Source organism: Natranaerobius thermophilus JW/NM-WN-LF, from assembly GCF_000020005.1.
Classification (GTDB): Bacteria; Bacillota; Natranaerobiia; order Natranaerobiales; family Natranaerobiaceae; genus Natranaerobius; species Natranaerobius thermophilus.
Genome location: NC_010718.1, coordinates 2,869,833 through 2,891,350 on the forward strand (window position 1 = coordinate 2,869,833; position 21,518 = coordinate 2,891,350).

Annotated in this window: 17 protein-coding genes and 1 riboswitch; of the genes, 3 read left to right on the plus strand and 14 right to left on the minus strand. The window is 37.2% G+C overall.

What is annotated here, in order from left to right:
- Positions 1 to 18 precede the first annotated feature (18 nt).
- The 6 genes from NTHER_RS13455 to NTHER_RS13480 all read right to left on the minus strand — a co-directional run bounded on the left by NTHER_RS13455 (position 19) and on the right by NTHER_RS13480 (position 8,148).
- Positions 19 to 1,635: an FAD-binding protein gene (locus NTHER_RS13455; protein ID WP_012449057.1), complete on the minus strand. Its 1,617-nt coding sequence runs from the start codon at positions 1,633 to 1,635 to the stop codon at positions 19 to 21.
- Positions 1,636 to 1,650: 15 nt separating this feature from the next.
- The gene (locus tag NTHER_RS13460) at positions 1,651 to 2,370 is read right to left on the minus strand and encodes a 4Fe-4S dicluster domain-containing protein (protein WP_012449058.1); all 720 of its coding nucleotides are present in this window, start codon (positions 2,368 to 2,370) and stop codon (positions 1,651 to 1,653) included.
- 129 nt (positions 2,371 to 2,499) lie between these two features.
- Positions 2,500 to 3,939, minus strand: a complete 1,440-nt coding sequence (locus NTHER_RS13465; protein ID WP_012449059.1) for an aspartate ammonia-lyase — start codon at positions 3,937 to 3,939, stop codon at positions 2,500 to 2,502.
- A 724-nt stretch (positions 3,940 to 4,663) separates the two neighbouring features.
- A complete protein-coding gene (locus tag NTHER_RS13470; protein WP_012449060.1) occupies positions 4,664 to 6,046 on the minus strand; it encodes a YfcC family protein in 1,383 nt (460 codons plus the stop codon).
- Positions 6,047 to 6,142: 96 nt separating this feature from the next.
- Positions 6,143 to 7,321 carry an amidohydrolase gene (locus NTHER_RS13475; RefSeq protein WP_012449061.1) on the minus strand — a complete coding sequence of 393 codons (1,179 nt, stop codon included), beginning with the start codon at positions 7,319 to 7,321 and terminating at the stop codon, positions 6,143 to 6,145.
- Between the two features lie 68 nt (positions 7,322 to 7,389).
- The gene (locus tag NTHER_RS13480) at positions 7,390 to 8,148 is read right to left on the minus strand and encodes an IclR family transcriptional regulator (protein WP_012449062.1); all 759 of its coding nucleotides are present in this window, start codon (positions 8,146 to 8,148) and stop codon (positions 7,390 to 7,392) included.
- A 534-nt stretch (positions 8,149 to 8,682) separates the two neighbouring features.
- On the opposite strand from NTHER_RS13480, the gene nhaC reads away from it, so the two are divergent.
- Positions 8,683 to 10,107 (plus strand): Na+/H+ antiporter NhaC, encoded by a 1,425-nt coding sequence (gene nhaC, locus NTHER_RS13485; RefSeq protein WP_012449063.1) that lies wholly within the window; start codon positions 8,683 to 8,685, stop codon positions 10,105 to 10,107.
- Positions 10,108 to 10,318: 211 nt separating this feature from the next.
- On the opposite strand, the gene NTHER_RS13490 is transcribed toward nhaC, so the two are convergent.
- The 5 genes from NTHER_RS13490 to NTHER_RS13510 form a co-directional block, all read right to left on the minus strand.
- Complete coding sequence (locus NTHER_RS13490) at positions 10,319 to 10,624, minus strand: hypothetical protein (protein ID WP_012449064.1); 306 nt, start codon at positions 10,622 to 10,624, stop codon at positions 10,319 to 10,321.
- Positions 10,608 to 11,582, minus strand: coding sequence for a ParM/StbA family protein (locus NTHER_RS13495; RefSeq protein ID WP_148206872.1), 975 nt, complete (start codon positions 11,580 to 11,582; stop codon positions 10,608 to 10,610). Before NTHER_RS13495 ends, NTHER_RS13490 begins: the two co-directional genes overlap by 17 nt.
- A 210-nt stretch (positions 11,583 to 11,792) precedes the next feature.
- Positions 11,793 to 12,233: a hypothetical protein gene (locus NTHER_RS13500; RefSeq protein WP_012449066.1), complete on the minus strand. Its 441-nt coding sequence runs from the start codon at positions 12,231 to 12,233 to the stop codon at positions 11,793 to 11,795.
- Positions 12,234 to 12,431: 198 nt separating this feature from the next.
- On the minus strand, positions 12,432 to 13,928 hold the full coding sequence (gene glpK / locus NTHER_RS13505; protein WP_012449067.1) for a glycerol kinase GlpK: 1,497 nt from the start codon (positions 13,926 to 13,928) through the stop codon (positions 12,432 to 12,434).
- A 349-nt stretch (positions 13,929 to 14,277) separates the two neighbouring features.
- Positions 14,278 to 15,576 (minus strand): MFS transporter, encoded by a 1,299-nt coding sequence (locus tag NTHER_RS13510; protein WP_012449068.1) that lies wholly within the window; start codon positions 15,574 to 15,576, stop codon positions 14,278 to 14,280.
- Positions 15,577 to 16,060: 484 nt separating this feature from the next.
- On the opposite strand from NTHER_RS13510, the gene megL reads away from it, so the two are divergent.
- Positions 16,061 to 17,245, plus strand: a complete 1,185-nt coding sequence (megL, locus tag NTHER_RS13515; RefSeq protein WP_012449069.1) for a methionine gamma-lyase — start codon at positions 16,061 to 16,063, stop codon at positions 17,243 to 17,245.
- A 67-nt stretch (positions 17,246 to 17,312) separates the two neighbouring features.
- On the opposite strand, the gene NTHER_RS13520 is transcribed toward megL, so the two are convergent.
- Entirely contained in the window at positions 17,313 to 17,630 is a 318-nt protein-coding gene (locus NTHER_RS13520; protein WP_012449070.1) for a hypothetical protein, read from the minus strand.
- Positions 17,631 to 17,770: 140 nt separating this feature from the next.
- Positions 17,771 to 19,099, minus strand: a complete 1,329-nt coding sequence (locus NTHER_RS13525; protein WP_012449071.1) for a Na+/H+ antiporter NhaC family protein — start codon at positions 19,097 to 19,099, stop codon at positions 17,771 to 17,773.
- Positions 19,100 to 19,303: 204 nt separating this feature from the next.
- Positions 19,304 to 19,419, minus strand: a riboswitch (SAM riboswitch).
- A 270-nt stretch (positions 19,420 to 19,689) separates the two neighbouring features.
- Between NTHER_RS13525 and NTHER_RS13530 the strand changes: the two genes are divergently transcribed.
- On the plus strand, positions 19,690 to 20,892 hold the full coding sequence (locus tag NTHER_RS13530; protein ID WP_012449072.1) for a dicarboxylate/amino acid:cation symporter: 1,203 nt from the start codon (positions 19,690 to 19,692) through the stop codon (positions 20,890 to 20,892).
- A gap of 107 nt (positions 20,893 to 20,999) precedes the next feature.
- On the opposite strand, the gene NTHER_RS15455 is transcribed toward NTHER_RS13530, so the two are convergent.
- Positions 21,000 to 21,356 carry a hypothetical protein gene (locus NTHER_RS15455; RefSeq protein ID WP_012449073.1) on the minus strand — a complete coding sequence of 119 codons (357 nt, stop codon included), beginning with the start codon at positions 21,354 to 21,356 and terminating at the stop codon, positions 21,000 to 21,002.
- Positions 21,357 to 21,518: the final 162 nt, after the last annotated feature.

Sequence of the window (21,518 nt, forward strand, 5' to 3'; positions counted from 1 at the left end):
TCAATGTTACTGTTGATGTTACTGTTGATCAGTGCTCTTTTGAGTGTAATCCGGGATCAAAATGGGCGATGTTCTTAGCTGTTCAATTCCCTCATTTTCAAGTTCGTTCACGTAGTTTTTGACATGTTCTAGGTTTAATTCGGCGTTTGTATTGTCAATTTCTTTTGCCCTGGATGCTGCGTTCTTACCAGCTCTTCTTCCCAAGACCAAGATATCCAATAGGGAGTTACCCATTAATCTATTTCTACCGTGTACTCCACCGGAAGCTTCACCGGCCACATACAAGTTTTCCACGGAACTTTCACCGCGGTCATTGATTAGAATTCCGCCATTTTGATAGTGAAGGGTTGGATATACTAAAATAGGTTCTTTTGTAATATCCACTCCAAAGCGAGCAAACTGCCTAACCATTGCTGGTAGTTCTTTTTCAATAGTTCCTTCACCGTGAATTTGTTCAATCATAGGTGAGTCTAGCCAAACACCCTGCATTCCAGAAGGTGTGGTAATTCCTTTCCCTTTGGCGCACTCTCGAATTATAGCTGAAGCTTCTACGTCTCGAGTTTCAAGGTGATATACGAACTGCTCACCGTCTATATTTAGGGGAGTTGCGCCTAAACCTCGTACTTTCTCCGTGATTAGGAAACCTTCAATTTGTTCCGGATATGAAGCACCTGTGGGGTGATACTGAACGGTATCCATAAATGCCAGATCAGCACCCGCTCTATAAGCCATAATCAATCCATCGGCAGTTGCACCGTAATGGTTTGATGTTGGGAAGTTTTGAGTATGAAGTCGCCCAAGTCCGCCTGTAGTGATGATAACTGTTTTTGCTTTAACGACTTGATACTCTTTTGTTTCCATGTTGTAAAGTATGGCTCCTGATGCTCTCCCCTGTTTGTCAAGCAATAATTCAACAGCTGGGCTGAATTCCACTACATTAATATCGCGGCAATGTACTTCGTCTCTTAGTACCCTCATAATTTCAGCCCCGGTGTAGTCTCTAGCCGAATGCATTCGTTTTCTGGATGTACCGCCACCGTGTTTGGTTTGCATTGTACCTTCATCATCTTTATCAAACATAACGCCCAAGTCCTCGAGCCAGCTAATTACATCCGGAGCATCAGAGACTAGAGCTCTAACCAGTTCTGGAACATTGTAATAATGTCCTCCACCTATTACATCTAAGTAATGAGTTGATGGAGAATCATTTGATTTATCTGCAGCTTGAATGCCTCCTTGAGCCATCACCGTATTGGCATCACCAAAACGAAGTTTAGTTGCCATGAGTACGTCAGCTCCGGCTTCATGAGCTAGTAGAGAAGCTGATGCGCCTGCTCCTCCACCTCCGATAACTAAAACATCAACATCATAATCTATTTGATCAGTTGTAAACTGATTCCAATCTATAGAAGGATAGGCCTCAATCAGGTCACACAGCTCGTGAGGAAATTTATCACCTTTATTTGGGCCAATTTTAGCATCTCTAAATTGGTCCTGCTTATAGTCGGGATGATTATTATTCAAAACCTCTTCCCGCTCCTCCGGGGTCATCCTGGGGAAGTAATTTCCTATCCTCTGATCTCTAGTCTCTTCAACTTTTTTTATCAATTCTCTCATTTCAGGTGTATAACTCATTTTAAACTGCCCTCCTTATTTTTCTATTTCTCGATTGTTGTATCGTTCTGCCAGCTCTTCTTTGCTAGCATTGGCAAGCTCGTTTAACTCCTGATCGAATTTACCTGATTCTATCTCAGAAATCCTTTCTTTAACGTGCTGGGCCTTGGGAGCCAAGTACTTACCGTATAACCTCCTGGACAGTAATCCCACTTTATATTGAACAATGTTGGCAGGACATTTAGAAGCACACAACCCACACATTAAGCAATCAAAGGATTCATCAGCAGCTTTCGATATCTCACCTCTAATGGCATGAGACACGTACTTCATAACTTTTATATCCTGTGGACAAACATTGGAACAGGAATTACAACCTAAACATTTCACGATTTCAGGGTATATTTCCACAATCTGATTTCCATCAGCTTGTAAAGTATCTAAATCGTAAGTTACCTTATGATAAGGATAAAAAGGAATTTGAGTCAGATACATGTCATCTTCAACTTTGGTTTGACATGCCAAACCTACTTTTAATTCATGATCTCCTCCCAATCGATATACAGTTGAGCAAGCACCGCAAAAGCCTGCCCTACAACCACAACCTCTTAACAAGGTATAACCTGCATATTCGAATGCTTTCATAATGGTTAATGAACTTGGTACAGTGTACTTTTTACCCATAATGTAAATATCTACAAATTCTTGATCCTGACTATACTCTTGAAGATTATTGTTTGTTTTACTTTGTGCCACCTTATTTACCTCCTTTAATTTAAGCTGTATTAAAGCTGAATGTTGATAACTGTAAAATTTCAACTTCACAGTATCAACAGCTAAATATAACAGCGCCTCAGTTTATAACATGGCTTGTCCTCTTAAGTTTTAAGCAGTAACGTCATTTTTCTTTTTTCCAGCAATACCTGGTTCAGTCATTTCCTTGGGATCTAGAATGTCTTCAATTTCTTCCTCTGTTAGGATTTCTCGTTCTAGAATGACATCTCGTACACTACGACCGGTTTCTAAAACTTCCTTGGCAATTTCGGAAGCCGTTTCATATCCTATATGAGGATTTAAGGCTGTAATAATTCCAATACTATTTTCAACTAACTCATTACATCTATCATGATTGGGCTCAATGCCTTTAATACATTTTTCAGACAGTATATGAGCTCCATTGGCTATTATCTCCATGGATTCAAACATATTCCTAAATAAAACCGGGCCCATCACATTAAGTTCCAATTGACCTGCTTCTGAAGCCATTGAAATAGTATGGTCATTTCCTGCTACCTGGAAGCAGATTTGATTGATAACTTCTGGAATTACGGGATTCACCTTACCAGGCATAATTGAAGAACCTGGCTGAACAGCTGGCAGCTTAATCTCCTTAAAGCCACATCTCGGACCTGAAGACATCAAGCGCAAATCATTGGCCATTTTGGACATGTTAAGAGCTGCTGTTTTTAAAGCACCGGATACATGAACATAGGCATCTGTATTTTGTGTTGCATCAACTAGATGATCACTGATTTCTAGATCTATACCAGTGATTTCCCTTAATTCTTCTATAGCAGTATTAATGTATTTAGAGTCGGCATTTAAACCAGTACCAACAGCTGTAGCACCTAAATTTACTGTTTTGAGAGCTTCTATTGAATTAGAAATCCGTTCAATATCGCGTTTTACAAACCTGGCATAAGCTCCGAACTCTTGTCCAAGTCGGATGGGAACTGCATCCTGAAGATGGGTTCTACCCGTCTTGATAACTTTATCAAATTCTTGTTCTTTCTTGGACAATGTTTGATATAAATTTTCTAGCTTACTGATAAGATCTTCACGCATAGTAATAACAGCCAATTTAAATGATGTAGGTACTACATCATTGGTGGATTGGGACATATTTACATGAGTGTTAGGTGAAACTACGTCGTAATCACCCTTTTCATGGCCTAATATTTCAATAGCGCGATTAGCGAGAATTTCGTTTACGTTCATATTTATTGATGTGCCAGCACCACCTTGAATTGCCTCAACCACAATAGCATCGAAAAATTTACCTGAACTCATTTCTTCACAAGCCTGTTTAATAGCCTCTCCTGATTTGTTGGGCATTTTTCCTGTTTTCATATTGGCTACAACAGATGCATACTTCACTTTACCCATTGCTTTAATCAGTTCTGGATGTACTCTATATCCAGATAACGGAAAATTTTCTTGGGCTCTTTTTGACTGAATCCCATAGTAGGCATCTTTAGGTATTTCTTTTGACCCTAAAGAATCGCACTCTACTCTTGTTATTTCTTTCACATCTTCGCTATTCATTAAGGAACCCCCTCCTAAATTATATGTTATAGCAATTACCTTTCAGGCGCTGCAAAAACAGTGTATTACGCCCTTCGTGCAAAATTTTGAGACATAGTTTTAACCTCTAAATAAGTTTTATTGATATTTGTTTTTATTACGAAAATAGTTATATTTTTCACATTTTCAATAGGATTATATCATCACTTACTGAATTGTACAAGGGTGTTTTTCGACAAAATAAAAAAAATTTCAGGATCTTGTTATTTAATTCACAATATCCTGGAATTAAAATAACTAAAAACTGATAAAATCTAAGATTATGACCATCTAATAAATAAAAAGTTTATTGCTATTAAATTTGCACCAAACTGACATATTTTTTTACTCTTTAATACTTTATTTTAATGTATCTTATGTTAATGGTTGCTCATCCTAGAGCATGATCAGCAAATAATATGTAATTTGACTTTAATTCTACTGTTTGATCGTTAAAATGTAATATCAACCTTACACAAAATTCGTTCAATCGAAGAGTTAATCTATCAACAGCGGAGTATAAAAGAACCTAACAAAAAAGAAAAATCCAAAAACCAATGAAATGAATTTTCATTGATTTTTGGATTTTAGTTCTCAAAAGTGTTTTCACACAATTTTTTACTATAAAGTTATTTGATATCTATTTATAGCTTATGAGCTTATATGTTTAAATTTCTTTATATCTATTTAGGATAACTAATTACTATTAAATAGGTCCTAATTGGATCATATGAGCTAGTGTCACTGCTCCCAATCCAATAACACTTAGAATGCCAATCAGGGGTAAAATCCATTTGGCGTATTTTTCCCAACTAACTCCGGCCAGTGCCAAGGCGGCGAGAAGTGGTCCCAGAGTAGGTGTAATCATATTGGTAAAACCATCACCCAATTGATAAGCTAAAACAGCAGTTTGTCTTGATACATCTATCAGATCAGATAATGGAGCCATAATAGGCATGGTTAGCGCAGCCTGTCCACCACCTGAAGGTACTAAAATATTTAGAAATGTTTGGAATACAAACATTCCCATGGCAGCAAAGACTCCCGGGAGGCCTTCAACAGCATTTGAAAGAGCAAATAAAATGGTATCGATAATTTGTCCAGCTGTTAGTACTTCCAAAATACCTCGAGCAAGACCAACTACCAAAGCACCCATTACCATAGCTTTAGCACCATCTATAAAATATTCTGCAATATCATCAGGTTTGATCTTGCCGATCAGACCGCCAACAATACCCATTCCTAAAAATAAAGCGGCTATTTCAACAATATACCAACCTTGCTGTATTACTCCGTATAGCAGAATCATAAACCCTAATAACATTGTTGCTAACACAAGTTTATGATTTAGTGTTAGACTTTCTAAATCATCAAGGCTAATTCGTTCATCTTCGCCCCTTTTCTGATCGATTTCATAAACAGGGCTTAACTCAGGGTTTTCTTTGATTTTACTTGCATATCTATACACATATAATATAGATACTGTAAGTACTAAAATAAATAATGGGATTCTAAATGCCATCCCTGAAAACATGGGTACATCTGCAATTCCCTGGGCCACCCCAAGAGTAAAAGGGTTGGCAAAGGCAGCTGCGAAACCGCTTCCAGCTCCCACCATAACAATAGCAACACCTGTTATGGAATCAAATCCCAAGGCCAAACAGAGCATAACTATTGGTACAATGAAAGGTAAAAACTCTTCTAATAATCCCATACTAGCAGCTAGCAAAGCAAATACAGTCATTAAAACAGGTATTAAAAGACCCTCTTTACCCTGGACTTTTTTTGCAACAGTACCGATGGCTGCATCAATAGCACCCGTTCCTTTGAGAATACTAAAGGCACCACCAACAATGAAGATAAAAAATATGATTAACCCCATTTCTATCATACCATTAGGAATCGCCTTCAAAATTCCAAATAAACCTACAGGGGTGGATTCAACTGTTTCATAAGAACCAGGAACAACCATTTCTGTACCGTCTACAACTTCTCTCTCAAAATTTCCTGCCGGTACTATATAAGTAGCAATGGCAGAAAATATAATAATACAGAATATCAGCACGTATACGTGCGGTATTTTTTTCAATGGTCTCTCCCCTTTTCATTTTAATTTAATTTTCAAACAATTTTACTATACAAATACTTTTGATGGTTCCTAATACTTTCTAACACTTGGTCAGACTTATTTATTCATGGTTTCATTAAACTCTTGCTTGGCCTGTTCAAGTAACTCATTATCAGTTATCATATCGAGGGCTGTACTAGCCATAGCTTTCACGGAATCCCTTAAAGTTTTTTCTCCTTGTTCACTGACAGTAGTTGAAGCCATTTTTTTAGTATGCATAGCAACATCAGGGATTTGTAAAGAAAGATGACCCATGGTAGTAGGGCATTCCCAACTTACGTTCCCCACGTCTGTTGCATAGGGTGCTTCCGGTGGTTCAGCCAGATCATAGCCCATTTCTTTTAGGTTCTTTTCCATTTGTTTGGTCAAAACTCCATTAGAGAACAGCTTTTTATAAGCTGGGCCTTTATTTATTTCAGCTCTCGCACCAGTTGCTAAAGCACCTGCTTGAGCACAGTTTTCAATTTTTTGGACTACTTCTTCTAGATAGTCGGATTCTATAGTAGTTACATGAACTCTCATCTGAGCAAAATCTGGGACAGTATTAGGAGCTCCCCCACCGTTTGTGATGGTCGCAGGTATGCGTGTGCCTCGCTTTAAGTATTGATGCATGGCATGTAAACCAGCAAAGGTTATATGAACAGCATTAAGGGCATTGATCCCTTCTGTAGGGTTGAAGGCAGTATGTGCAGATTTTCCGTGAAAATCGATAACCATAGTTTGATGAGGAGTTGAAGAACCACCTACATCATTTCTAACAGGTGAAGGGTGAATCTGTAGTGCAGCATCTATTCCTTGAAAAGCCCCTTCTTCAGCCATGAATATTTTTCCACCATCATATTCTTCATCAGGAGTTCCAAACACAATTATTTCCGCAGGAGTATCAGGTTCCAATGTTTTTGCTAAGTTTACGGCTGATCCTACACAAGAGGCCGCAATAAGATTGTGACCACAACCATGGCCCACCTCCGGCAAAGCATCGTATTCAGCTAAAAATCCTATTTTAGGTCCACCTTCACCTATTTTATACCTAGCGATAAAGGATGTATCTAAATTAGCAATTTTAGTTTCAACTTCGAATCCATATTTTTCTAAGTATTCAATTAATCTTTCAACTGACTTATACTCTTGCATTGGTAATTCCGGATTGTCATATAACCATTTACTCATTTCCTGTAATTCAGAAAAATTGTCATCGATTCTTTGATAAAGCTTGTCCTTTAATTTGTCAGACATACAATGCCTCCTTGTAATTTAGTATTTTAACTGCTAAATTCATAGATTTCCCCGCAGATATCACCTCCTTATGGCATTAAATCAGAAATTTCTTCAGCTCCTTTCAAGATATTATTTTTGATTGTTTCTATCTTGTTAGTGGTCAGGCCAGTTTTTTGACATGCAACTGCCACGCTAGCAACAACATGTCCTTGACTGTTCCAAACTGGTGCAGCAATTCCGTATCTTCCAAGTACTTTATCTTCATCACTGATTGCATAACCTTGCGCTCGTATCTGTTTGAATTCTTTCCTTAATTCCTCTTTATCAGTTATAGTATGAGAGGTATATTGCTCTAACTTAGTATTTTCTAATAATTCCTCGATTCTTTCTTCATCTAAAAAGGCTGTAATGCATTTACCTACAGAACCTGCATTGATAGGGTAAGTGCTGCCTGCCTTGTATCCCATTTTCTGTAACTGAAAGCTTTCTGATTCATAAAGTGAAATGATCACATCTTCATCTTTGACATATAAACCCACTGATTCTTTTGTCTTAGTAGCAATCTCATTAACTATTCCAACAATATCATTATTAATATTTTTAACATTTAAATACGCGGCACCAATTTTAAAAGTTTCTGGCCCTAACTTGTACTTTTTAGTATACCTATTCTGGGTGACTAGTTTCTCTTGCATATAATCATTTAAAATTCGATGTACTGAAGTTCTATTTATATTTAACTGTTCACTTATTTCCTTAGCAGAAAACTCATAAGGTTCTTGAGCTAAAGCCTTTAAAACCTTGATAGCTTTACGGTTACTTGATAACTTTTCTTGTTGAGTCATTTTTGGGAGGGCACCTCCTTATCGAAACTAATAAAAACCAATATTTTTGTTTTATATGTGAACATATGTTTTATATACGAACTTTCTGACAATATTCGTCACATTAAAAGAAAATCCTTCATTTTTTAAAAATTATTATAAAATTTTTAAAAAATAAGAAGATGCTATTATTTTTGCACCACATTGACATATTTTTTTACTTGTTAAAACTTTACTGTAATATACAAACCAAACATTACTAGAGTGGTTTAATTTTCAGTAAAATTCGAAAAGTCCTTCCATTCCGATTTTGATAAATATAAGCAGTTTACAATGCTGATCTACTCTTTACTAATAGCTAAGGGTGGCATAATTTTTGCAACTTTAATTTTGAAAATATTTAAAATATCAAAAAAAGGGGGAATCTCTATATATTAAAAAAATATAAATGACCAAAACAATTGACTTCTGATGCATTTTCATTATTACATTTTTTTAAAATTTAATTAAAAATTGAAAACCTAACATTAATATTATTATTTAGGAGGGTTAATCTTGTCTGATCAGCAAAATAATTATAATGAGCATCAGGAAACAATTAGGCCTACTACTGCTCAGGCCTTCACTCCAATGATAGCTTTGGTAGTGTTAATAGCTTTTAGTGCCATTGTTTTAGGAGTAGATATTCACATTCCATTGTTTCTGTCTACTGTCATTGCAGCTGTAGTAGCCGTTGCTTGGATGGGACATAATTGGGAAACAGTAGAAGAAGGTATACTAAAAGGTATTAACTTTGCTTTAGGTGCGGTAATAATCTTAGCAATTGTAGGGATTTTAATTGGAAGCTGGATTGAAGGTGGAATAGTACCCACTATTGTTTATTACGGACTTCAGTTATTATCTCCACAAATTTTCTTAGTGGCGACCCTAGTTATAACAGCAGTAGTTTCTGTTTTCACCGGTAGTTCCTGGTCATCAATTGCTACAATTGGACTAGCTTTAGCTGGGATTGGCCAGGGACTTGGAATGCCCCCTGCCATGACTGTAGGTGCTATTGTTTCCGGTGCTTACTTTGGGGACAAGTTATCTCCTTTATCTGATACAACCGTTGTTGCATCTGGTACTGCTGGAGTTAATATTTATGACCATATTAAACACATGTTGTACGTGTCGGGTCCAGCTTTTGTAATATCAGCAGTTATTTTTGGCATCCTAGGATTTCAGTTTGCAGGAGAAGAACTGGACTATGGTGAGATAGGAGAGCTCACGGGTACAATTGCCGAGCATTTCAATGTAGGTCCACTGATGTTTTTACCGATAATTGCAGTACTTATCATGATCTTGTTTAGAGTACCACCTATCCCTGCTTTGACTGGTGGTTGCATCCTTGGTTTCATTTGGGCTGTAGTCTTTCAAGGAGCTGGTTTGGCAGACATATTTGGCTCTATGAATTATGGTTATGTCATGGATAGTGGAATAGAAACCATAGATGAATTATTTACAGCCGGTGGGTTGCAAAGCATGATGTGGACTATTTCATTGATTCTAGTGGCATTAGCCTTCGGTGGAATTGTAGAACATACCAAAATGATGGAAGTAATGCTGGAAAAAGTTTTAGCTGTAGCGACAACTCAAAAGAAACTTGCTTTTGCAGCACATTTAACCACTCTATTTTTAATTCTGACAGTTAACTCTCATTACCTAACTCATGTATTGACTTGTAGATCTTATAAACATGCTTTCGAAGAATCCGGCTTACATGCTAAGAACATTTCTCGAATTTCTGAAGCATGGGGGACACTGCCTTCTTCCTTAATCCCTTGGAACCCTTGCGGAGCTTTTGTTTATGGTACTTTAGGCGTTTATCCCTTTGCTTATCTTCCTTTTGCTTTTTTCATTTTAATTGCTATGGTGATATCCTTGATCTATGGATTTACAGGATTTTCTATGGAGCAGTTACATGAAAAAGAAGCATCCTAAAAGGTATTAGCAGTTATTTACAATTAAATTAACCCCGGCTAGGAGGAGCTAGTGAAAAGTTACGAATAGTAACTAGCTCTAAAACCGGCCGGGGTTTTTTATTTACAAGAAGAAACTGTGAGACATCAATTTCATTAAAAATGCTTAAATTTAGTACATTTAAACTTTGGTCATAACAGGGTCTAAATACTAAACCTAAGAAAATTAGTCCTTAAGAAGAATTAGTAAATTCCTGAATAGTCCCTTTAATTGATTGTTCTAGGTCCCTGTCCAATTCTTCTCTATGTGCCTCTGCCTCTCCCGACAAATTAAAATCACCGGATGGCCAACTAGTTTTACTATATTCTTTGATTAATTGGATTATTTCTTCCCTGGTAATTGAATCAGCCGACTCCATATCTTTTAAAATCAAATTTGTAATATAGGCAGATTGGTTTGCTTGTTTTTCCAAGTGATTGAGAGCTTGTTCGCTCTTAATATAGATAGTTTTTCTAACACCTTTAATTTTGTCTACCATAAAATATCTCCCCCACTTTTCTTAGGCCCTTAGCATTATCCCAAAGTGGGTCTTGAGAAAATTCAACATGGGGAAACATTTCCTCCAAATACTCCCTTAACAGCAAACTTCCTCCCCCTGTAAACATAATAGGAATATTCTCCTCATTCCAATTATTAACCGTCATGGCGTTTTGAATTTCTTTAATATGGTCCCGAATAATTTCGTCGATAATTTCAAGAGATTTTTTAGTATTAACCCGGAGACCGTTTTTAATAATTGTCGGCATTTCGTAGTCCTGGATATTGACAGTAAAGTATGAGTTAAGGGCTTTTCGAACTTTGTTGTACAAATTTAAACAGCCTAAATTTTCGGTAAAACGACTACTGGGAATTATATTAAAGGAATCCAAGATCACGCCTTGAGTAGTCATTCCACCAATATCAACTATACCCTTAATCTGATTTTTAAAAGCTGACGGATTGGCATAGGAAACAGGAACTGTTTGGGGAAATACTGTACAATTTTTGAGCCAGAATAATTTGTGCTCTCGATTTACAAATACATGAATAAAATCACTGGTTTTTAAGAATTCTTCAAATTGTTCCTTTGTCTGACCGTTATAAATATTCAAAGGATAATTGGTGACCAGATTGATTATAGGAAATTCTTTATCCCTTTCCATTTGGTCTTTATTTTTTTCTATTGCCAAGGCTATTAAGCTATAAGCTAAGACTTTATAAGCTTTATCCCGAGTTTTATCCAGTTCTAAACTATGCTGACTCGCCCCTTCACCGACAACACCTTTGAGGTCGTCGTGTCTGAAGTGATATGTTCCTGCTCCCGAAATCAAAGCATCAGTTGTAAACTCCACTTTAGACCGCAATCTGATATTTTTTTCTCCCAAAATCTTTCTGGTTCTCAAATTTGAAAACCAGTATCCTAAATCAATTTCACAATTGAGTATGTTATTTGACATCAAAAGACATAACCCCCTTATAAAAAGATGACATAAGATTATGTTATTGTACGTTAAATATCTATTAAAAGCTTTTTAGAAATATGAATCAATGAACTAATGAACTAAAACTTGAAATTGATAAAAAAATACAAAAAAAGCCCCGGGTAAATAACCCGGGGAATTTAGGAGAAAGGGGGGTATTATGACAGATATAATTATTTTAGGATGTTATTTCACTAATATTTCAAGGGTCCAAGCAGTGACCAGACCGTATAATAAAGTTGGAAATAACAGCATAAATTGATTCAAATCATCCAGGGTAGTAGGATTAAACTCACCAAATACAAATATACCATTATGAACCACGTGTAATAAGCCGCCAAAAAGCAAACCTTTTAATTTAATATAGTTCATATCGGTATTTCTTATCAAAATATATAGGACTACACCTAAAAACCCGCCATAAAAAAAGTCAGCCAAAAGACTGTTAATTATTCCATAGATATTGTCTAGAGAGTCATGTTGAAAATAATTTCCGGCTATATCTAAATACGTTTTTGTCATTAATCCCAAATTATTTAAGATAAAAGCCAAAATTAGCTTAGCTGAATTACCTATCAGACCTGCTATAACTCCTAAAATAATAATATCCTTTTTAAATAACTTCATTTTGTACCCCCAACCCTTGATTTGATAAAACCAAGATATGCGAGTCAAGATATGCGAATTTATGTAGGTGAATCTGTCTTAGTTTGAACATTAATTTATTTTTTATGTAATCTCAAACATAAATAATGGTAGTTTTAGGCATAAATAATACGGAGCTTGACAGTACATGATCGTTGATCCATACATTAAGGCATTAAATTAACTATCACGAGCCCAGCCCATGGTCCTCTCAACAGCTTTTTGCCAGCCCGCATACCTATTTTCTCTTTCTTGGGAGTCCATTTCAGGTGTAAATTTGTTATCTATTTGCTGAACTTTTTGGAGATCAAACTTATCCCAGAAACCTACAGCTAAACCTGCCAAAAAAGCAGCACCACGAGCAGTGGTTTCTATATCTGAAGGGCGTTCCACAGTAGTCCCAATTATATCGGATTGAAATTGCATCAAAAGGTTATTTTGGCATGCTCCTCCATCAACCCGTAAAGTCTGTAATTGGAGTTGGGAATCTTTTTTCATAGCATCTACCACATCCCGGGTTTGATATGCTAGAGATTCCAGGGTAGCCCGAACAATTTCGGCTTTACCAACTTTGCGAGTTAATCCCATAATAGCGCCTCTAGCATACATATCCCAGTAAGGAGCACCAAGACCCTGAAAAGCCGGTACCACATAAACACCATTACTCTCGTCACTTTTCCCTGCAAAGTATTCCGAATCATGAGCAGTATCTATCAATTTTAAATTGTCTCTCAACCACTGAACGGCCGCACCGGCAATAAAAATACTGCCTTCCAGAGCATAATAGATTTCACCATCTATGGCCCATGCTATAGTAGTCAAAAGTCCATTTTTCGAAATAACAGGGTCTTTGCCTGTGTTCATAAGCAAAAAACATCCAGTACCGTAAGTATTTTTCATCATACCTCTTTCAAAACAGCCTTGTCCAAATAAAGCAGATTGCTGATCACCAGCTATCCCGGATATCGGAATTTGAGCACCACCCAGGGTATGTTCATCGGTATAACCATAAATTTCACTTGATTCCTTAATTTCTGGCAGCATTTCTCTAGGTATGTCTAAAACATCAAGAATTTTGTCATCCCAATCCAGTTCATGAATATTAAACATCATGGTTCTGGAAGCATTAGTATAATCAGTGACATGAACATGACCCCGGGTTAAATTCCAAATCAACCAGCTATCCACAGTACCAAACAGCAATTGCCCATTCTTGGCTTTCTCTCGCGCCCCATTAACATTATCCAGAAGCCACTTAACTTTTGTCGCTGAAAAATAAGCATCAATAACCAAACCAGTGTTCTGTCTTATGTATTCTTTCAACCCCTGTTTCTCAAGTTCTTCACAAATAGGTGCCGTCCTTCTATCCTGCCAAACAATGGCATTATGAATTGGTTTCCCAGATTCTTTATCCCAAATGACTGTAGTTTCACGTTGATTGGCAATACCAATTGCTGCAATTTGATTCGGTCTTATCCCGGCTGTCTCTAGGACCTCTCTCAGTACTCCACTTTGTGTCCCCCATATTTCGCTAGCGTCATGCTCTACCCAGCTCGATTGTGGATAGTGCTGGGTAATTTCTTTTTGAGCCGATTTAACTATATTACCCTGCTGGTCGTAGAGAATGGCTCTAGAACTGGTAGTTCCTTGATCTAGTGATATAACATAATTTTGCATAAATACCTTCCCCCAAATATAAATAATTAATGTTTCGACTATTATTTATTAATTAACTGACATCCCCCTCTCCCATTGTTATGCACACAATTTTTCTCTTTGCAGAAATTCTCCCTTTGAGTAGGACCATAAGTAGATGAATGGGAATGGCTAAATCTCAGGTGTGCTAGTTTTTTAAGTCTGGGACATTTTCCTCTTTCCATATAATTTCACCTCATTTTAGATTTATTGAACTAGATTATACGGTTAAAAACTAGGTTTCACGATTAAATCAATTAACTTAATTATTAGTTTATTCCTGCTTGGGATGTTAGTACTTAGCTTAACTTATTCACCTGAGATTATTCCTTCAATATTTTCCTTCTGCCATTAACTTGGCTTGTTTGATTCTTCTGAGGACTACAGCAGACAGTGGTGCTAAAAGAGCTCCACTTCCCAAAACGATAAAGGGAAGAGCCCAGTTTTCAGCATACATGGGATCATCTACACCTGTATTCCGGTAATTGACAATCAATCCAAAAATGTAAGGTGAAATTACCGTCATCAAATAACCCGCTGCTGATTGAATACCCAAAGCTGTCCCGCGAATCTTATAAGTAACCATTTCGGTGAGACCAGCTTTATAGATGCCCGAGTCAGCAATTACCCAGAATCCAATCCAAAATCCTACTATTGTTACAAGAGTAAGAGAGTGACCGTAGAGAAAACCGAAGAGAAACTGTCCCAGAAGACTTAATATTGAACAAATAAATATTGTAATTGACCTCCCCCATTTATCTGCTGCTATACCCATTAAATAAACGGCGGGAGCACCACTGACTATAATTAGAGCAGCCAATCTCCCTCCAATGGTTAGTGCTTCACCACCTTCATAGCCCGCTTGTAAAGCACAAGCACTCATGAAGGGGCCTATCCAGCCCCAAAAAGCATACAATTCCCACATATGACCCATATATCCGCATGAAATCACTACTGGTCCTGTGTAACCTCCATCGGGAGCTGGTTTTGGCCTGTCTCTATCAGTTTTTACTTGGCCATCAGTTAATTCAATACCTTGATCCTTTGCCCTGTTGTCATCTAGATACGGTTCTTGCGGCTCTTCAACTAGCCTAAATACCAAATAGCTAGCTAAAAAAGCTGGAAGTGATGTTGCTAAGATGCCAATTTCCCAAGAATAAGCTGCTGCTAGAGGAGCAGCAATGAAATATCCACCCCCGTATGCCAAAGTGAGAGCACCGGTATAAGCCCCGATAACCTTTCCACGTTCTCCGGGTGGAAACCATTTGGATAAAAATGCCATTCCGGGTACATAAATAGCCCCTGCTGACAAACCTGTCAACAACCTTAAGATTAATATAGACCAGAACCCTTTGCTTAAGAATGCAAATAAAGTTGAGAATATTGCAGTACTAAGGGTTGCCCAAGCTACCACCTTCTTTTCTCCAATTTTATCGGCCAACCAACCCGTTAATATTACAACAACTACGTAACCGCCTTGAAATGCAGATAAAATAATACCCGTCTGATCAGAGGTTAACCCAAAATCCTGAACTATATAACTCATGACAGCAGAAAAGTTATACCAGGGTAAATACCCCAATATCATTGAAACAACCATGACAAGAAAAATCTTGTATTTTTGAGTCATTTTGTATCACCAAGCTTTAAAAGTTGATTTTTTAGGACAAAACTGTTATATTAGAGTACATATCTCCACTATTAAAATAATTGATTTCTCTAAATCTGTAAAGTCGTAATTCTGTCTGTTTTGTTGATCCTTGCGTAAATCAAATGGAAACTTATTTTTACAGTGGAATGATAGGTTTCCGAAATTAAGCCCCTATTGGAAAGTTATATTTCCGATAGGGGCTTTTTAAATGATTCACTAACTAGCTGTAAGCTAATTGCAGTTAGGATTATATCATATTATCACAAAATTCAAGTTCAGATACTAAATGGAAATAAATCCCCGCCATCAGGGGACAATATAGTTAAGAATTTATCGGATTTTTATAAATCCATTGGCTAAATATTTTAAATATTTGCGCAATAATTGTTAATCTGGCACGGCAGTTGCAACTAAGGTATAATTAGAAAATTCTAAAACTTATCGAAAAATAGGAGGTGTTAATTTGGCTAGAGAGTACAAGCATAAATTTGAGACTCGTGCCGTTCACGCTGATGAAGGTCACAAAAATGAGGTCGGTGCTCTAAGAACTCCTATATACCAAAGCTCAACCTTCGTATTTGACAACGTGGAACAAGGTGCCAATAGATTTTGTGGAGAAGAAGCAGGATATATTTATACCAGGCTAGGTAATCCCACACAAAGAGATTTGGAAAAGCAAATGGCCAATTTAGAAGGAGCTGAGGACGCTATTGCTGTTGGGTCTGGAATGGCGGCTGTTTCCGCTGTTGTGATGAATTTATTAAATAGTGGAGACCATATGGTAGCATCTGACACACTTTACGGTTGCACACATTCACTATTTGACGAATTATTGCCCAACTGGAATGTGGACGTAACTTTTGTCGATATGACAGATCCCGATAATGTCCGAAATGCCATCAGGAACAGTACCAAAGTAATTTATACAGAAACCCCTGCAAATCCTACCCTTTCAATCATTGACCTAAACGAAATTGTTAATATAGCCAAGGATAAAAATATCACTACTATTACTGATAATACTTTTATGACCCCCTATTTACAAAGACCTATTGAAATGGGAATAGATGTGGTAATTCACAGTGCCACCAAGTATCTAGGTGGTCACGGAGATACTATTGGTGGTGTGATTGTGGGCTCCCAGGAACTTATGAACGAACTTAGAATGACTACAGTCAAAGATTTTGGCGGCATTATTGGTCCTTTTGATGCCTTTCTACTCTTACGGGGTATTAAAACCTTGACAGTTCGAATGGATAAGATTTGTGAGAATGCCAAAAAGATAGCCAAGTTTTTAGAAGAACATTCAGAAGTAGAAAGAGTTTACTATCCAGGCTTAGAAAGCCATCCTCAACACTCCCTTGCTAAAAAACAAATGGGAGATTTCGGTGGCATGATCACCTTTGAACTAAAAGGTGGCTATGAAGCAGGTAAAAAACTGATGAACAGTGTAGAACTTTGTGTACTGGCCGTTAGCTTGGGCGATGTGGATACCTTAATTCAGCATCCCGCTTCCATGACTCACTATGTAGTACCTCCAGAAGAAAGAGAAAAAGCAGGCATCACCGACGGCCTAGTCAGGCTGTCGGTAGGAATTGAAGATCCGGAAGATGTCATGAATGATTTAAAACAAGGCATGGAAAGTTAAAATTAAATAAACAGCAGATAAGTGAATTTAGTGAATAATACTTTGAGAATTGATGGGACAATCATCTTTAATCTTCAACTATCTCCAATGCCCCCGATTGTTCCATCAATTCTCTGATTCTATGACGGTCGTTTTTGGAAACTTCTACTGCGACTACAATACCATCTTGACCCTTCAAACCTTCGATACCACTACTAAAGTCTTCCATCTCCCCTAAACCTTCCCTTTCGGATTGAAGATAGGGCACATCATGTTCTTCTTCATTAAAGTTTTTAGTATTTACCTGACTAACAATCATATCTTTCCGGTCAAGACCCGTTTCTCGCAAACTTTTTATGGCAAAACTCGCCTGCTGTCTGTCGGGAAATCGTCCTACTACTCGCATTTAAACCACCTCCTGATAAATTTTTATTTGTATCTGTTATTAACATGGTTTTTATCAAAAGGTGTTATTCGTAAAAATTTAATTAAAAGGTTGTCTTAAAGTTAAATGTTGATAATTTAAATTCCAATTTCACTTAAATGTTAGTTGTCTGTTGTTTTTTCAGTAGCTAGTTTTGGTATCCCTAAATAGATTGCTATCAGGACACAGGCCAGCATTAAGAAGTTATAGTGAAGATTTGGAATAATACTTAGTGGTGAAATTCCAGCCAAAGAACCAGCCAATAGAATTTGGGCACCATAGGGAAGCATCCCCTGGAAACTGGCTGCGAATATATCTAAAAGACTGGCACTCCTTCTCATATCTACGCCATTTTCCTGAGCTATATTTTGGGCCAAAGGACCGCTGACGATAATGGCTACAGTATTATTCGCCGTGCATATATCAGCAGCACTGGCCAAAGCTCCTATACCCAGCTCTGCACCTTTTTTGGTTTTAATTCGCCGAGAAATTTGCTCAACTAAATAGGCAAGTCCACCTTCTTTGCGTATCATGGCCGCCAGACCACCGGCAAACATGGATAAAAAGAATACTTCACTCATTCCTGTAAAGCCTTCATAGGACACTTGAGTAAGTTCTAAAGGTGTGAAATCACCATAAGCGATTCCTATAAGACCTGCCAAAACTAGGCCTGTAAATAAAACTATAAAGACATTTGTACCTAATAAAGCAAAAACAAGAACAAAGATATAAGGCAGCACTTTAATTAATTGGAAGTTATAATCTTCTTCAATGATTCCTCCATCTCCCACAAATAATAAGATAATTATTGTGATTAGGGCTGCAGGAAGCACAATCATAAAGTTCATTTTAAACTTGTCCCTCATTTTAACTCCTTGAGTTTGAGTTGCAGCAATAGTAGTATCAGAAATAATGGACAAATTATCTCCAAACATGGCGCCTCCAATTACAATTCCCATAATTAGAGGTAGAGAAAATCCTACTTCTTCTGAAAGACCAATGGCAATAGGAGCCACAGCTCCAATAGTACCCATGGAAGTACCCATTGCCAGTGATATAAAAGCACTAATGATAAAAAGTCCAGGTAAGATTAATCTGGGTGGAACCAGAGTGAGCCCAAGATTGACTGTAGATTCTACACCTCCCATACCTTCAACCACAGCAGAAAAAGCACCGGCTAGTAGATAGATCATACACATTACTATTATTCCTTCTTCACCGGCTCCCTTGATAAAAGTTTGCAATCTTTCCTCGATAGTTCCTTTTGCCATTATAACAGCTACTACCACTCCTATTAGAGCAGCAATGGGCGCAGGAAATTCGTAAAATGCCATTTCTACGCCTAAGTAAGTCAGCCACAGACCAACACCTAAATAGAGAAATAAAAACACAAATAAAGGTATTAGTGCTTTTCCTTTTGGTTCTACTTGATTCAGTGAATTGTTCTTCATTTTTTCTTCCTCCTTTCGATTTTTAATAGTTGGCCGTATTAAACTATAATTTGATAACTGTAATATTTCAATTTCAAACACGCATAATAATGTTTAATTGAAAATTTTACATTATCACCAACTAAATGTAACAGCCTAAAAAAAAGACCCCTCCTGACAAATTCAGAAGAGGTCTTGTTAGCTTGATGTAAGCTAGAAGACAACTCCTTATCTGTCAGAAGTAATACACTTCTGCAGGATTTGGCACCTTTACAGCAGGATTAGCTGCTGCCGGTTGCCGGGCTTCATAGGGCCAGTCCCTCCACCACTCTTGATAAGGATTCGATTAAGTTTTAAAGATAATCCTATTACTTTTAAGTAATATTTATATTCAATTGTACTTAGAATAAATCCAGCTGTCAATAAAAAAACTAATAATGATTTAATGCTCTTAAAATGAACTTAGTTATCCTAAATTTTATTTTCTGGTTTACATCTTTCGACAGATTAATACTTAAGAAAATTGTTAATATTATTTTGATGCTTTTCAAAATAATTTTTTATGGTAAAATCAGTGAAACAAATTTTATCACTTTAAGGAGGTGCAGTTAATGAGTAAGTTAGGACTAATTCCCAGGTTAATTATTGCAATCATTCTGGGTACTCTTATTGGTCTTTATTTCCCAGAATGGGTAGGGAACTTGTTGTTTACTGTTTCCAGCATTTTTGGTGAATTGCTATTTTACATTGTTCCTCTTATTATTTTGGCCTTTATTATCCCAGGTATCGCAGAATTAGCAGAGAGTCCAGGTAAAATGCTGGGTGCCACCGCAGGTGTAGCTTATTTATCGACTATCATTGCAGGTACAATAGCCTTTTTCGTGGCAATGATGATTATTCCGGCTATTGCACCCGAAATCGTGGAAGTTGAAGAGGATGCAGGACTTTCCCAGTTTATTGAAATTGAAATAGCACCTATGATGGAAATCATGACAGCTCTTGTAACGGCCTTTATCTTTGGTGTTGGTGTAAATTACTTAAAAAATATCCGCGGTAATAAAACTCTGTATAATTTCATGATGGAATTTCGAGAGGTTGTGCGCTTGGTAATTCAAAAAATAATCATTCCTTTACTACCACTTTACATAGCAGGTATCTTTGCAGATATGGCTGCTGAGGGTACTGTGTTTAGAACTATAGGTCTGTTTGCGCCTCTCTTCGCCTTGGTAATCGGATTACAAATACTATACTTAATTTTACATTTCACTGTTGCAAACAGATTGCGACCTGAAAACCCTATTTTCGGTAGCTTAAAGCAAATGATTCCAGCTTATACAACTGCCTTGGGGACAGTTTCTAGTGCAGCTACCTTACCAGTAACTTTAAGAAGTGCCAAGAAATTAAAAGTGCCAGATAATATAGTAGATTTAGTAGTACCTTTAGGAGCTACAATTCATCTAGCTGGTAGTACTATTGCCATAACCATCAGTGCCGTAACTGTGTATTTGCTTCATCTCGGTACACCAGAATTCACCAGCTTTTTCCCTTTTATTTTGATGCTTGGAATAGTAATGATAGGAGCTCCAGGAGTTCCAGGAGGGGCGGTAATGGCCGCTCTAGGCTTATTGAGCACTATGTTAGGATTTGGAGAAACAGAACAAGCATTGATGATTGCAATTTACATGGGACAGGATCCCTTTGGAACTGCTTGTAACGTAACAGGAGACGGTGCCAATTCCATTATTGTGAGTTCTATAGCCAAAAGAGTGGAAGGTAATAAAGGCAAGAACTCAGAAACAGAAGAAGAAGCTTAATAAAAGAAGAATTTTCGTACTGTACAAGGTTCGCAGAAGTTTTGCAAACTTGATTCAACCCCCTCCGGTTATTGATAGCCGAGAGGGGGTGGGTTATTTAGAGGTTTTTAATCTCTTGTATGGTATCTCCCCTTGTTATCCTTTTTTTTATTGGCTTCAGTCTGCTCCCTGCTTTTCTCTTCTGTAACCATCTTATCGTAATCGCGTTTAAAGTTTTCCAGCTTTTTACTTCTCTCCTCTTCTTCACGAGATTTATACTGGATGCGGCCTGCTCGTATCCACTTTTTTATGTACTTTTTAGCTACTCCTGTCTCTTCTACTACTTTGTCTAAAGAGTTTTCAGGATTTTCACCAATATAGTCTTTTACAATGTCAAAAAACCGTTCTGCACACTGCTCACATAAAATGGGATTGGCGGCATTAAATAATTCTTGCTCACACTTTTCGCAAAATCTTTCGTCCATATTATTAACCCCTTTACATAGAGAATAATTTCTTCTTACTTATTAGTATAAATGAAATTTGCAATTAAAAAAACTTGCCGGTAGACCCATTTTGGGTTACCGGCAAGTTTGTCTTTGTTATTTCAATTCATACAACCGAGATTGTTTCTACTATACCTATTA

Excerpts from the sequence above, each read along its gene's own strand:
- NTHER_RS13490 (WP_012449064.1), bottom strand. The coding sequence starts at position 10,624 with ATGGTAGACAAAATTAAAGGTGTTAGAAAAACTATCTATATTAAGAGC.
- NTHER_RS13455 (WP_012449057.1), bottom strand. The coding sequence starts at position 1,635 with ATGAGTTATACACCTGAAATGAGAGAATTGATAAAAAAAGTTGAAGAG.
- NTHER_RS13530 (WP_012449072.1), top strand. The coding sequence starts at position 19,690 with ATGAGTAAGTTAGGACTAATTCCCAGGTTAATTATTGCAATCATTCTG.
- NTHER_RS15455 (WP_012449073.1), bottom strand. The coding sequence starts at position 21,356 with ATGGACGAAAGATTTTGCGAAAAGTGTGAGCAAGAATTATTTAATGCC.
- NTHER_RS13480 (WP_012449062.1), bottom strand. The coding sequence starts at position 8,148 with ATGACTCAACAAGAAAAGTTATCAAGTAACCGTAAAGCTATCAAGGTT.
- NTHER_RS13525 (WP_012449071.1), bottom strand. The coding sequence starts at position 19,099 with ATGAAGAACAATTCACTGAATCAAGTAGAACCAAAAGGAAAAGCACTA.
- NTHER_RS13510 (WP_012449068.1), bottom strand. The coding sequence starts at position 15,576 with ATGACTCAAAAATACAAGATTTTTCTTGTCATGGTTGTTTCAATGATA.
- NTHER_RS13495 (WP_148206872.1), bottom strand. The coding sequence starts at position 11,582 with ATGTCAAATAACATACTCAATTGTGAAATTGATTTAGGATACTGGTTT.
- NTHER_RS13465 (WP_012449059.1), bottom strand. The coding sequence starts at position 3,939 with ATGAATAGCGAAGATGTGAAAGAAATAACAAGAGTAGAGTGCGATTCT.
- NTHER_RS13520 (WP_012449070.1), bottom strand. The coding sequence starts at position 17,630 with ATGCGAGTAGTAGGACGATTTCCCGACAGACAGCAGGCGAGTTTTGCC.
- glpK (WP_012449067.1), bottom strand. The coding sequence starts at position 13,928 with ATGCAAAATTATGTTATATCACTAGATCAAGGAACTACCAGTTCTAGA.
- NTHER_RS13500 (WP_012449066.1), bottom strand. The coding sequence starts at position 12,233 with ATGAAGTTATTTAAAAAGGATATTATTATTTTAGGAGTTATAGCAGGT.
- NTHER_RS13475 (WP_012449061.1), bottom strand. The coding sequence starts at position 7,321 with ATGTCTGACAAATTAAAGGACAAGCTTTATCAAAGAATCGATGACAAT.